Source organism: Dactylosporangium sp. CS-047395 (assembly GCF_050942185.1).
Classification (GTDB): Bacteria; Actinomycetota; Actinomycetes; order Mycobacteriales; family Micromonosporaceae; genus Dactylosporangium.
In genome coordinates this window covers 7,208,203-7,220,293 of record NZ_CP192015.1, presented here as the reverse complement: position 1 = coordinate 7,220,293, position 12,091 = coordinate 7,208,203, and the positions used below count along the sequence as shown (strand labels likewise).

General features: G+C 73.7%; 13 protein-coding genes. 8 read left to right on the top strand and 5 right to left on the bottom strand.

From position 1 onward, the window contains the following. The first annotated feature begins 7 nt into the window (after positions 1–7). Entirely contained in the window at positions 8–2,656 is a 2,649-nt protein-coding gene (locus tag ACQP00_RS34050) for an AAA domain-containing protein (RefSeq protein ID WP_433203394.1), read from the top strand. A 131-nt stretch (positions 2,657–2,787) separates the two neighbouring features. Continuing rightward, positions 2,788–3,078 carry a peptidoglycan-binding protein gene (locus ACQP00_RS34045; protein WP_433203391.1) on the top strand — a complete coding sequence of 97 codons (291 nt, stop codon included), beginning with the start codon at positions 2,788–2,790 and terminating at the stop codon, positions 3,076–3,078. A gap of 35 nt (positions 3,079–3,113) precedes the next feature. On the opposite strand, the gene ACQP00_RS34040 is transcribed toward ACQP00_RS34045, so the two are convergent. Further along, positions 3,114–3,857, bottom strand: coding sequence for a hypothetical protein (locus tag ACQP00_RS34040; RefSeq protein ID WP_433203388.1), 744 nt, complete (start codon positions 3,855–3,857; stop codon positions 3,114–3,116). A 115-nt stretch (positions 3,858–3,972) separates the two neighbouring features. Next, entirely contained in the window at positions 3,973–4,479 is a 507-nt protein-coding gene (locus tag ACQP00_RS34035) for a hypothetical protein (protein WP_433203385.1), read from the bottom strand. Between the two features lie 32 nt (positions 4,480–4,511). Here ACQP00_RS34035 and ACQP00_RS34030 point away from each other — a divergent pair, with 32 nt between their 5' ends. Continuing rightward, positions 4,512–5,066 carry a hypothetical protein gene (locus ACQP00_RS34030; protein ID WP_433203382.1) on the top strand — a complete coding sequence of 185 codons (555 nt, stop codon included), beginning with the start codon at positions 4,512–4,514 and terminating at the stop codon, positions 5,064–5,066. Here the strand turns inward: ACQP00_RS34030 and ACQP00_RS34025 are convergent. Beyond that, a complete protein-coding gene (locus ACQP00_RS34025) occupies positions 5,063–5,995 on the bottom strand; it encodes a helix-turn-helix transcriptional regulator (RefSeq protein ID WP_433203379.1) in 933 nt (310 codons plus the stop codon). The two genes, ACQP00_RS34030 and ACQP00_RS34025, sit on opposite strands and share 4 nt — an antisense overlap. Before the next feature lie 53 nt (positions 5,996–6,048). Between ACQP00_RS34025 and ACQP00_RS34020 the strand changes: the two genes are divergently transcribed. From ACQP00_RS34020 to ACQP00_RS34010, 3 genes are all read left to right on the top strand, one after another. Next, positions 6,049–6,579 (top strand): DUF664 domain-containing protein, encoded by a 531-nt coding sequence (locus ACQP00_RS34020; RefSeq protein ID WP_433203376.1) that lies wholly within the window; start codon positions 6,049–6,051, stop codon positions 6,577–6,579. Positions 6,580–6,704: 125 nt separating this feature from the next. Continuing rightward, a complete protein-coding gene (locus ACQP00_RS34015) occupies positions 6,705–7,361 on the top strand; it encodes a MerR family transcriptional regulator (protein WP_433203373.1) in 657 nt (218 codons plus the stop codon). A gap of 10 nt (positions 7,362–7,371) precedes the next feature. Further along, on the top strand, positions 7,372–8,490 hold the full coding sequence (locus tag ACQP00_RS34010; RefSeq protein WP_433203370.1) for a hypothetical protein: 1,119 nt from the start codon (positions 7,372–7,374) through the stop codon (positions 8,488–8,490). An 8-nt stretch (positions 8,491–8,498) separates the two neighbouring features. Here the strand turns inward: ACQP00_RS34010 and ACQP00_RS34005 are convergent, their stop codons facing one another. Continuing rightward, on the bottom strand, positions 8,499–9,638 hold the full coding sequence (locus tag ACQP00_RS34005) for a trans-sulfuration enzyme family protein (RefSeq protein ID WP_433203367.1): 1,140 nt from the start codon (positions 9,636–9,638) through the stop codon (positions 8,499–8,501). Between the two features lie 84 nt (positions 9,639–9,722). Here ACQP00_RS34005 and ACQP00_RS34000 point away from each other — a divergent pair, with 84 nt between their 5' ends. Next, the gene (locus ACQP00_RS34000) at positions 9,723–10,334 is read left to right on the top strand and encodes a C40 family peptidase (protein WP_433203364.1); all 612 of its coding nucleotides are present in this window, start codon (positions 9,723–9,725) and stop codon (positions 10,332–10,334) included. A gap of 4 nt (positions 10,335–10,338) precedes the next feature. Here the strand turns inward: ACQP00_RS34000 and ACQP00_RS33995 are convergent, their stop codons facing one another. Further along, entirely contained in the window at positions 10,339–11,430 is a 1,092-nt protein-coding gene (locus ACQP00_RS33995) for an ROK family transcriptional regulator (protein WP_433203361.1), read from the bottom strand. 46 nt (positions 11,431–11,476) lie between these two features. Between ACQP00_RS33995 and ACQP00_RS33990 the strand changes: the two genes are divergently transcribed. After that, the gene (locus tag ACQP00_RS33990) at positions 11,477–12,091 is read left to right on the top strand and encodes an HAD family hydrolase (protein ID WP_433203358.1); all 615 of its coding nucleotides are present in this window, start codon (positions 11,477–11,479) and stop codon (positions 12,089–12,091) included.

Sequence of the window (12,091 nt, the reverse complement as noted above, 5' to 3'; positions counted from 1 at the left end):
TTCACCTATGGAGCCCAGCCGCGTCCTCGCCGCGCTCGCCGACCTCGCGCCGGCCGGCCGGGACCGCGTGCTCGACGTCGGCAAGGGCGCGCCGCCGCCGCTGTGGCTCGACGACCCGGACCGGGTGCCGGCGGGCAAGCAGGCGCAGCGGCTGGCCGCGCTCGACCAGCTGCATCGCGAGGAGCGCATCCTGCGGCGGGGCTGGGCCTGGCTGCTCGGCACCACCGAGGTCGACGGGGCGGCGCGGACGATCCGGCTTCCGCTGCTCTTCGAGCCGATCCGGCTGGAGGGGTCCGGCGGGCGGCTGCGCGGATATCGGGTCGCGCCCGCCGGGGACCTGGAAGTCACGCCACTGGTGCAGGATCGCGAGCTGGCGGCGGTCCTCGAGTCGGCGCCGGGGATCGGGGCGGCGGGGTGGTTGAGCACGGGTAGTACCGACGAATGGGTGGAAACCGCGGCGAGTGCGGCCGGCTTCAAGCCCGACCGGATCGTGTCCACGGCGGTGCCGGGCTCGCGCGAACTGCTCGGCTTGGCGCACGCGGGGCTCTATGTCGCGCGTGACGTGGCCACGCCCGGGCTGCGGGACACGCTGCGGGCCTGGTCGGCGCGGGCGGGACTCGAAGCGACCGCGCTCGCGCAGGTGTACGGGGCCGCCGCCGAACCGGACCTCGCCGACGACGAGCTTGTGCACTCGCCGCTGCCGCTCAACGCCGCGCAGCGCGAGGTCGTGCGCCGGGTGCGGCGGGAGCGGGTCGTCGTGGTGTCCGGGCCGCCCGGCAACGGCAAGAGCCACGCGGTGGTGGCGGCCGCGCTGGACACCGTGTACCGGGGCGGGTCGGTGCTCGTCGCCACCCAGGCCGGCCACGCCGCCGAGGTCCTCGCCGGGCTGCTGGGCCGGTTCCCGGGCGCCGAACCGGTGCTGTTCGGCGACGCCGAGCGCCGCGACCGGTTCGCGCTGGCGCTCTCGTCCGGCCGGCCCGAGGGCGTCGCCGCGAAGCAGCTCGACGCGCGCCGGGCCGGGATCCGCGCGGCCGCGGACGCCGTCGCGCAGCTCGAACGCTCCATCGGCGCCGCACTCGACCTGGAACGCAAGGCGGCCACCATGGCGGTGTGGGAGCCGCTGCTGGCCGGGCTGCGGGCCGAGGCGCCCAAGGTGTTCGCGGGGGATTTCGCGGTACCGAAGGCGCGCAAGCTCCTCGACGCCCGTTTCCTGCGCGAATGGCGCATCCGCCGGCTCGCGGGCGTCGGCGCCGACCGGCTGCCCACCCTGCTCGACGCGGTCGAGGCCGACCGGGCCGCGGCGACGCTCGCGGTGAGCGGCGGCACCGACCTGTCCGCGGTCTGGCCGGCCCTGCTCGCCGCCGACGCCCGCCTGCGCGAGGCGATCGGCGCGGCGATGCGCGACGCGGCCGCCGCGGCCGAGCGGTGGAGCAGATCGGCCCGGGGGAGCGCGGCCGAACTCGGCACCGCCCTGCGCGCCGGGCGCAACCGCCGCCGCGAGGCCCTGGCCGCGCTGGACGGCCCGGCCCTGGTGCGGGCGCTGCCGCTGTGGGTCGGCACCGTCGCCGACGTCGAGGACCTGCTGCCGCCCGTGCCCGGCCTGTTCGACCTGGTCATCCTGGACGAGGCCGCGCACATCGACCAGATCCGCGCCGCGCCCGTCCTGGCCCGCGCCCGCCGCGCCCTCGTGGCCGGCGACCCGAGCCAGCTGCGCTTCGTGTCGTTCGTCGCCGACGTCGACGTGGCCGCGACCCTGGACCGGCACGGCCTGCCGGACCGGATCGACGTACGCCGATCGAGCGCGTACGACGTGGCCGTCGGCGCCGCCCCGGTCACCTGGCTCGGCGAGCACTACCGCTGCGCGCCCCACCTGATCGCATTCGCCGCCCGCCGCTTCTACGACGGCCGCCTGACGCTCATGACCCGCACCCCCGAGGCCGAGCGCACGGACGCCATCGACGTCGTCCGCGTCCCCGAAGCAGCCGTCCACGAGGGCGTCAACAAGGCCGAAGTGGACACCGTCGTGCAGCTCGTGCGAACGTTGGGCAGTTCGGGCATCGGCATCGTCACCCCGTTCCGCGCCCAGGCCGACGCGATCGAGTCCGCGCTGCTGGCCGAGTTCACCGCCGAGGACATCGAGCGCCTGGCCCTGCGCTCCGGCACGGTGCACGCCTTCCAGGGCGGCGAGGCCGACACCGTCATCGCGTCGCTGGGCCTGGTCGACGGGGACACCCCGGCCCGCCAGCGCTTCGCCGCCGAACCGAACCTCTTCAACGTCATGACCACCCGGGCCCGCCGCCGCCTGATCGTGGTCACCTCGCTCACGTCCGGCACCGGCCTGATCGCCGACTTCCTGGCCCACGCCGAAGCGCCTTCGAAGAACCTGGGAGAAGACCCCGCTCCGGTACCGTGGGCAGCCCGCCTGGCCACGGAACTCCTTCCAACCGGCCGCGAGGTGCACACCGGGTACCGGGTCGGCAGCTGGACCATCGACCTCGTGGTGGACGGCGTCGGCTACGTCTGCGAACCGCACCCTGCCGGCAACGCCGCCCACCTGGAACGCCAGCGCGCCCTGCTCCGCGCCGGCTGGACCCTGCACGAGGCCTTCCCGACCCGCTGGTCCCACGACCCGGTCCGCGCGGCGCTCGACCTCTGAGGTCCCGGCACCCCGGTACTTCGGTGCCGCGCGACCGGTACCTCGTGTGGTACTTCCGGCACCCGATTTCAGGGTCGGTTGACAGGGTTGTCCCGGAGGTGACGCGGGCCCGGCCACCGCACACTCGAACCATGACCGTTCGCCGCATCTTCACCGTCGTGGGAGCCGCTTTGGCCGGCACCGTCAACGCCACCGACGACGCCGTGCCGCCCGCCGACCCGCGGGAGGTCCGTTTCCTGCTCGCCGAGCTGGGGCTGCTGCGGCCGGGCGCCTTCGAGGCCGAGGTGCCGCAGGCTTTGCGGCGCTTCCAGACCCGCGCGGGCCTGGAGCCGGACGGGGTGGCCGGGCCGCGCACGACGCAGGCCCTGGCGCGCTCCGCTCGTGAAGCCCGCCACCTGCGCTCCCTGGGCATGGCCGCCTGACGCAGTGCGTTCCGCTGGGTGTGGGATGGCTGTGGCTAGGCCGGCAGGACTTCGATCAGGTGCTCCAGGCCCGCGGCGGTGCCGATGGTCAGGCGGTCCTCGGGGTGGTTGAGGTAGTGGTTGACCGCGTCGTGCAGGAACTCGCGGTGCACCGCGCTCGACTGGAGCTGCAACTGTACGCGCTGCAGGTTTTTCTTGCGGCCGATGCCGCGGCTGGTGACGAGTTCCGGCCACAGGATGCCCAGGCGGCCCACGCCGAAGACGGTGGGGAGGGGGCCGGACATGATGGCGGCCCACGGTACGTCGTGGGTGGTGGTGGCGTCGACGACCGTCAGGCCGTCGGGGCGCAGGATCAGGCGTCCGGTGCCGCGGATCAGTTCGGTGAGGTAGTAGCCGGCGAGGTAGACGAAGCCCAGGGTCACCGCGAACACCATCCAGGTGAACACGCCCCAGTCATCGTCGTCGTAGATCGTGCCGCAGAGCAGGCCCACGATGGGGGGCATGCCGGCGGCGTTGACGGCGAGCCGGAAGTACGACGGCGGCGCCACGAACTCGCCCGGGCGGATCCAGAAGGTGCGCGGTTTGTGCCGGCGCCCGCTGTACACGAGTCCGCCGATCGAGACCAGAAGCAGGACGAGAGCCAGCAGCTGCGGCCAGAGCTGGTCGTGCAACGCCACGTTCACCGGCACGAGGACGATGGCGATACCCCCGACCAGCAGGTAGTACAGCCAGGCGTTGCGCCGGCCTAAGTTGTCTTCCCCGTCCGCACTCTGTGACACCGTGCCCACCTCCTATGCACGGGAATGTATCGGGTCGCCGGATGATCCGCCGCCGCGAATTCGACAAAGCCTAAGGGCAACCGTTCGGTACCGCCGCCGCGCCCTACCTGATTCGTCACAGCCTGCGCCGCACGTCCCGGTCTATGGTGCCCGAATGGACGATCTGCCCGGCACCGACGAGCTGCTGCGCGCCATGAGCGTGCTCGGCATTCCCGGGGATCCGCTGTTCATCATGCGGGACCTCGACCCCGACCGCCGCCGCGCGCATCTGCTCGCGCACATCACCGCGGTCCTCGTCGAGCGGCAGGAGGCGCTGGAGACGCTCGCCGGCCTCGACGTCGAGGACCGGGCCGACCTGCACTGGGCGGCCGACCGGGCCGCGGCCGGCGACGCCGGGGTCGAGCGGCTGCAGACGGCCCGCCTGGCCTGGGTCCAGCACACCGTGGCCCGGCAGCGCGGCCGGCGGCCCGACCCGGTCGCCGACGCCGTGGCCACCACGCTCGGCGTGCTGGCCGAGCTGCTGTCCGCGCCGCCGCCGTCGGGCCCGGTCGCGGACGACGCCATCCAGGCGCTGTGCGGCGCGGCCGACCACCTCGGCACGGTCCTGCGAGCGCAGAGCCACCCCGTGCAGCGCCCATTTGCCATTATCGACGCGTGGAGGAGATGCGACCCTCGGAGTATTCGGTCGTGCTGTTGGCGCTCCTGCCGCCCGCCGCCGCGGCCGCCTTCGTGCGCGGACTGTGGCTCGCCGACGGCTCTCCGCTGCTGTACGGCTACGTGGCCGCAGGAGTCGCCGCCGGTGCCCTGCTCGCCCCGTACCTGCGCACCCGCCCGATGCTCGTGCGGCGCCTCCCGGCCGGGCTGATCGCGTTCTGCGCCGCCGCGTTCGGGCTGCAGTTCGGCGACAGCGAACCGCTCCCGGCCCCGGTCGCGCTGGCGGTCACCGGGACGCTGGCGGGCCTGACCCTCGCGGCGACGGCGGTCGCGGCGCTGTGGATCGCCGGGCGGTACACGATCGAACTGCGCCACCGCGCCTCCGTCTGCCTCACCTCGGCCGGCGAACACGACTTCTACCAGGCCCGCTGCGAGTGCGGCTGGCGCGGCGCCCGGCTGCCGATGACCCGCGACGACGACGCCGAGACCCAGGCCTTCGCCGACGCGGCCGCGCACAGCCCACACGTCCGCCCGGGCATCGATCTCGCGGCTTAGGTCCAGGCGACCGCCGCCGTCAGCCGGTTGCCGACGATCGCCGCGGCCTCCCGCAGTTCCGGGCCGCCCACGATGTGGATGGGGACGGGGAAGGCGGCGAGCTGCTGGACGTACCAGAGCGGATTGTCGGTCGTGGCCAGCAATCGGCAGCGCTCCCCGCCCGCGGCTTCCAACCGGCCGAGGGAGCGAGGCATGCGCGCCTCGACGTCCGCGCGCGGCGCGTCCACGAGCACCTCGACGGCGAACTCCCAGCCGGTGGCGAGCTGCTCCTCGAGGGCGGTCACCGGATCGAGGTCGTCCGGCGGGGTGAACGGCGTGTCGAGGACGGTGACGGTGCCGATGCGGTCGACGCGGTACGCGCGGCGGGCGCGGGCGTGGTGGGCGAGGCACAGGAGGTACCAACGCGAATGGCGCACCACGACGGACCACGGGTCGACGTCGGTCTCGAACGCCGACCCGGACCCCGAGCGGTAGGCGATGCGCACGCGCCGGCGATCCGCGCACGCCCGCACGAGCGTGGCGGTGAGGTGCGGATCGGCGCGGTCCGGCGGCCCCGGGCGCGTCGCCGCGGACTGCAGCACCGACGTCGCGGGCGCGGCGACCGGCTCCGGCAATGCGCGCAACAGCTTGCCCAGGGCCCCGTCGGCGGCGGCGTCGCGCTGCCCGCCGAGCACGGCCATCACCAGCCCCAGCGCCTCCGTCGCGGTGAACAGCAGCGGGGCCGGCCGCAGCCCGCGCCCGACCCGGTACCCGCCGTACGGTCCGCGCTCCGACTCGACCGGAATGCCCGCCTCGCGCAGCATGCCCACGTATCGCCGCGCCGCGCGTTCGCTCACGCCCAGCCGTTCACCCAGCCGCTCGGCGGTGATCCCGGGCGTGTTCTGCACCATTTCGAGCGTCAGCAGCGCCCGCGAGGTCGGCGAATCCACGCGGCCATCATTCCGGAAGCCGATCGTCCGGAACACCGCCTACGGTGGTGCCCATGGATGAGCCCAAGCCCGACGCCGGCGAGGCGGAGCTGCTGTTGTTCGCCCTCGAACGGTCCCGCGCCACGTTCGCCTGGAAGACCGGCGGCCTGGACGCCGAGGCCCTGAGCCGCGCGTTCCCGCCCTCGGCGATGACGCTGGGCGGCCTGATCAAGCACCTGGCGGCCGTGGAGGAGCGCTACGCGATCGACTTCACCGGCCGCCCGCCCGGCCCGCCCCTCGACTCCGAGGAGGCGCTCGCGGACCACACCTGGGTCTGGCGAAGCGCCAAGAACGACGAACCGCCGCAGTTGTACTCCCTGTGGCAAACCGCCGTCGCCCGCTCCCGCACCGCGATGCGCGCGGTCCTGTCCACCGACGACGCCTTGAACCGCAGGGCGGAGTACACCGCGTTCGACACCGGCGAACACCCCAACCTGCGCCGGATCCTCATCGACCTGCACGACGAGTACGCGCGCCACAACGGCCACGCCGACCTCATGCGCGAGGCGATCGACGGCCTGGTCGGCCAGGATCCGCCGGACTGAGCCGTTGGAATTGAAGGGCATAACTCTAGCCACGGCGATATCTGTTGGCCATAGTCGATGCTGGCAGAGTTTTCCTGGACGATCTGCCGGGTCGCGGTGCGCACGTGGAACACTACGCTTCGCACATGACGGCCTACACGGTGGAGGAGCTGGCCGCCAAGGTCGGCATGTCGCCGCGGAACATTCGCGCGCACCAGACGCGCAACCTCCTCAGCGCCCCGGTCCGCCGCGGCCGCACCGCGTACTACGACGACGGCCACGTCCGCCGGCTCGAAGCCATCAAATCGTTGCAGCGCCAGGGGTACAACCTCGTCGCCATCGAGGCGATCCTCGGCGTGCGCACCCCGGAACCGGCCGGCGACGGCCTGCACACGTTGCTGCAACGCATCGGCCGCGAACAGCCTGGCCTCGTCACCGCGCTCGCCCGCCACGGCGTCCTTGCGCACGCGGAGGACGGCAGCGTGCACATGGTCCGCGCCCGGCTCATGCGCACCGTGGTCGAACTGAACCGGGCGGGCGTGCACACGGTACCGTCGCTGCAGGTTCTGGCCGAGGTGCTGGACCGATTACGGATCGTCGCCGAGGACCTGGTCCGCACCACCGGCCAGCGCCTCGTCGACGCCTCACCAACCCTGCGCGCGGAGGCCACCGCCACCTGGGACAACCTCGAAGGCACCGCGGACGCCCTGGCCACCGGCATGATCCACCTCCTCGCCGAGTCCTTCCGCACGGTGCTGGAGAACCTCGCCAAGGCCCCGGTCGCCACGGTCGACAACGGCTAGGCTGCGGTGCGTGCTGACCGACGCGGACCTGCGCATCGCGCGCGACGCGGGAATCGCCGTCCACGCGGACCGGCTCATTCTCGACGCGCAACCGCCCATCACGGATGCCGCGCTGGAGCAGATTCAAGCCAAAACCGCTGCTCCGGTACCGCCTGAGCTCGTCTCGTTGTGGCGCACCTCCTTCGGCGGCCGGCTCGACTACGACCTGCGCGCCGAGCTCAACGGGGTCGACGTGCCGCTGTCGTGCAGCGAGCTGTTCTATCCGGACAGCGACGGCTATCAGGATTTGTGGGGCTGGATCGCCCACGAGTGCGAGATCGGCGAGGTCGAGCGGCTGGAGTGGCTGCCGTTCGCCGGCTTCGAGTACCTCGACCGCATCTACGCGGGCCGCGACGGCATCGTCGCGTGGCAGCAGGGCCTGCCGCCGGCCTGGGAGATCCGCCCCGGCGACCGCGCCGGGCGTATCGCGGACGACGTCGACGACCTGTTCGCGCAGCTCTCCCTGGAAGCCGATCCGTGGTCCGGCGAGGACGCCGACGCCGGCGAGAGCCTCCGCGACGCCGTCGACGCCCTGGCCGGCGACGGCCACCCCGAACTCGCGGCGAAGCTGCGGACGATCGTCCGGCGGGCGGTGCTCGACTGGCGCGCGGCGGTCGACTCCGGCGCGGTCCGGCACGACCGCCGGCTGCGCCGCCTCGCGTTGCGCAACGCCGCCGCGCGCGACGACGTCCAGCTGCTCGACCGGCTCGCCGCGCTCGGCGCCGACCCCGCCGAGGAGGTCGGTTCGAGCCTGACCGCGATCGACGTGGCGGTCCAGCGCGGCAGCACGGGAGCGGCGCGATGGCTGCTCGCGCGGGGCGTACCGGTGCCGAACGCCCTGCGCGTCGGTGCGCATGCGGTCACCCTGGACCTGGCGCGCGAGCTGCTCGCCCGCGGCGCCCGTCCCGGCCTGGAGGCGGTGGCCGGCGCGGTGCGCAACCCCGACCTGGCGGTGCTCGACCTGCTCGTCGAGCACACCCCGGACCGCCCGGCGGTCGCCAAACGGCTGCAGGACCTGGCCCAGTGGTCCAAAGTGGACAACGCCCGCGCCGCCGCCCTGCGCGACCTGGCCCGGCGGCTCCGCGCCTAGCAACCACGTCAGGGGAGGGCGGCGACCAGGTCGGCGATGATGTCCTCCGGCTCCTCGAGGCCCACCGAGAGCCTGAGCATCGCCGGGTCGATGCCGCCGGCCGTGTTGCCGTGGGTGAACAGCAGGCTCACCGGGTGCGTGATGAGGGTTTCGGTGCCGCCCAGGCTCACCGCGTTGCGGGCGAGTTTCGTGTCGCGCAGCACCGACAGGGCGGCGTCGGCCGAGGCGACCGTGAACGACAGCATGCCGCCGAATCCCGCCATCTGGCGCTGTGCGAGGGCGTGCTGCGGGTGGGTCGGCAGGCCGGGGTAGTGCACCGCCGTCACCGCCGGGTGGGCGGCGAGGGCCTCGGCGACCGCCTGGCCGTTGGCGTTGTGGCGGGCCATCCGCAGCGGGAACGTGCGCAGCCCGCGGGCCAGCAGCCAGGCCTCGAACGGGTGGCAGGTCGGGCCGAGCACGCGCGCGGTGTCCCAGGCGCGGTCGATGAGCTCGCCGCGCCCGGTGAGCACGCCCGCGGTGACGTCGCTGTGGCCGTTCAGGTACTTCGTCGCCGACTGCAAGACCAGGTCCACGCCGAGATCCAGCGGCCGGGTGTTGAACGGCGAGGCGAAGGTGTTGTCCACGACGAACAGGGCGCGCGGGGCCGCGGCGCGCACGGCGGCCAGGTCGGTGAGCACCATGGCGGGATTGCTCGGCGTCTCGGCGTACACGATGTCGGTCGTGTCGTCGACGGCGTCCTGCAGGGCTTCCTGCGGTACCAGGGAAACCTCCACGCCGTAGGTCGGCAGCACGTCCCGCAGCAGCGTCAGGGCCGCCGTGTAGTGGTTGGTCTGGGCGACGACCCGGGTGCCGGCGCGCACGTTCGACAGCAGCGCGGCGCTCACCGCGGCCATCCCGCTGCCGACGAGCAGGGCGCGTTCGGCGCCGTCGAGGTCGGCGAGCATGGCCTCGGCCTCGGCCGCGTTCGGCGAGCCGTACCGCGTGTAGTACCCGACCGGCGCCACCGCCTCGGCGATCGCGGCGGCCTCCGCGGTGCGCGGCAGCTCGTAGGTGCTCGTTTGATAGACCGGGGTGGTCACCGGCGTCCCGCCCGGCCGCGCCGGGATGTTCGGATGCAGCAGGCGGGTCATGCTCGGGCGGATCTCCATGGTTCGAGTATCCGGGCAGGCTTGTCGAGGCTGGAGGATGCCCGATTTGCCACATACGAGAGGTTTCTTCGTTATGTTGCCTCCATGCGACATAGACGGATCAGTGCGGTGCTCGTGGGTCTGGCTTTGGCTCTGGTACCGCAACAGGCGTTCGCCGCCGACGCGCCGCAGACGATCGTGGTGCAGCCCGGCGACACGCTCTGGGGACTCGCCCGCCGCAACGGCACGACGGTCGAGGACCTGCAGCGACTGAACAATCTCGGCACGTCCACGCTCATCCGGATCGGCCAGACGCTCGTGCTGCACGACGACGCGGCGGCGATCCGGGCGCGCAAGACGGCGACGGCCATCGCGTACGCCAAGGCGCAGGTCGGCAAGCCGTACGAGTTCGCCGCCGAGGGCCCCGACTCGTTCGACTGCTCGGGCCTGGTCATGATGGCCTGGTCGGCGGCCGGCGTGCGGCTGCCTCGCGTCACATACGACCAGATCAAGGTCGGCGAGCGGGTCACCCGCGACCGGCTGGTCCCCGGCGACCTGGTGTTCACGAACAACGGCGGGCACGTCGAGCTGTACATCGGCGACGACCGGGTCGTGAACGCCGGCCACACGGGCGTTTCGGTGCACCTGCAGGACCTGCCGCGCGACGCGCAGATCGTCGCCTACGTGCACCTGACCGACCAGCAGCTCGCCGAGTAGCCGTTCACCGGCGCGCGACGAGGTCCTCCAGAATCCCCGCGAACGCGGACTCGGCGGCGCCGATGGCCGGGCCGGCCGAGCCCAGCGCCGCGGGCACGATCGGCGGGAGTGCATTGCGGCGCCAGGACATCGCTGCTCGCCGTACACCAGCGGAAAAACCGGCGAAATCCAACAGGTCGGCGCCGAGTCCGCCGAGCGTCACCACCGCGGGGTCCAGGGCGTTCAGCAGTGCCCCGACACCCCGCCCGAGCGCGGCGGCGGCCGAACCGGCGGCGGCCCGTTCGGCGGGCGACCCGGAGCGGGCGGCGGCGAGCACCTCGTCGGCGAACAACCGGGGGTCGGCGGGCGACGGACGGCCGAGCGAGCGCGCCATCGCCCGGCCGTCCACGGTGACGTCCCAGCAGCCGTACGCGCCACACGGACACGCCAGCGCCGGATCGCCGAACGGCACATGCCCGAACTCGGCCGCTCCCGGGGCCGGCGCGCCGTCGATGAGCACCACGCCGCCCACGCCGACCTCGACCGTGAGATGCAGCGCGACCGGGTGCCCGCGCGCGGCGCCGCGCAGCGCCTCGGCCACGCCGGCCAGGGCCGCATCGTTGCCGACGGTCAGCGGCAGCCCGAGACCGAGCGCCGACAGGTCGACATCGCGCCAGTTGAGTGTCGCCGCCTGCACGACGGTCGTGCCGCGTACCGTGGCCGGCACGGAGACGGCCACCGCGACAAGGCGCTCGCGCGGCAGGGCGCGCAACGCGGCCGCGATGTCGCCCAGCACGGTCTCGGCCGCGCCCGCGTGCCGATGCGCGGGAGCGGGCGCCAGTTCGCCGCCGATCGCCGCGGTCGTGACCCGCCACGCGGCGTGCGTCAGCTCGACCACGGCCACGAGCGGACCCGAGGGATGCGGTACGAGCACCGTCGTCGGCCGCCCCCGCCCGCCGCTCGGCGCCGCGACCTCGGCGAGCAGCCCGGCCGCGCGCAACCGCCCCATGATCTCGGTCGCCGACCCGCTCGACATGCCCAGCCGCGCCGCCGCCTCGGCGCGCGTCACACCGGGATGCGCATGGGCGAACCGCAGCATCCCTAGGGCATTGCGCATGCGTCGAATATACTCGAAGCGCGAGTTAAATCATGGAGGGGCGGCAATGCGACGTTTCGCGGCGGTACTGCTCGACATGGACGGCACCCTGGTCGACTCCGACGCCGCCGTCGAGCGCGCCTGGATCACCTGGGCCGGCGAGGCGGGCGTGGGCGTCGACGACATCCGGCCCCGCATGCACGGCAACCCGGCGCTGACCACGATCCGCGCCGTGCGCCCCGACCTCGACGCCCCGGCGGCCGAGCGGGCGGCGCTGCGGCAGATGGAGCTGCAGTACGCCGACCTGCACGACGTCGTTCCCACCCCGGGCACCGACGACCTGGTCACCGCCCTGCGCGAGCTCGGCCTGCCCTGGGCCGTGGTCACCAGCGCGGACAAACAGCTCGCGGCAGCCCGCCTGGGCGCCGCCGGCATCGCGCCACCGCTGCTGGTCACGGTCGAGGAGACGCCGCGGGGCAAGCCGCACCCGGACCCGTACCTCGTGGCCGCGGCGCGCCTCGGCGTCGACCCGGCCGCCTGCCTGGTGGTCGAGGACTCCCAGCCGGGCATCGACGCGGGCCACGCCGCCGGCTGCACCGTCGCCGCCCTGCGCGGCCTGGACGCGGACATCCGCCTCGACTCCCTGGCCGACCTCGCCCGCCTCCTGCGCGCCGAGGCGTAG

Coding starts and splice junctions, on each gene's coding strand:
- ACQP00_RS34050 (WP_433203394.1), top strand. CDS start 8: ATGGAGCCCAGCCGCGTCCTCGCCGCGCTCGCCGACCTCGCGCCGGCC.
- ACQP00_RS34045 (WP_433203391.1), top strand. CDS start 2,788: ATGACCGTTCGCCGCATCTTCACCGTCGTGGGAGCCGCTTTGGCCGGC.
- ACQP00_RS34020 (WP_433203376.1), top strand. CDS start 6,049: ATGGATGAGCCCAAGCCCGACGCCGGCGAGGCGGAGCTGCTGTTGTTC.
- ACQP00_RS34015 (WP_433203373.1), top strand. CDS start 6,705: ATGACGGCCTACACGGTGGAGGAGCTGGCCGCCAAGGTCGGCATGTCG.
- ACQP00_RS34005 (WP_433203367.1), bottom strand. CDS start 9,638: ATGGAGATCCGCCCGAGCATGACCCGCCTGCTGCATCCGAACATCCCG.
- ACQP00_RS34000 (WP_433203364.1), top strand. CDS start 9,723: ATGCGACATAGACGGATCAGTGCGGTGCTCGTGGGTCTGGCTTTGGCT.
- ACQP00_RS33995 (WP_433203361.1), bottom strand. CDS start 11,430: ATGCGCAATGCCCTAGGGATGCTGCGGTTCGCCCATGCGCATCCCGGT.
- ACQP00_RS33990 (WP_433203358.1), top strand. CDS start 11,477: ATGCGACGTTTCGCGGCGGTACTGCTCGACATGGACGGCACCCTGGTC.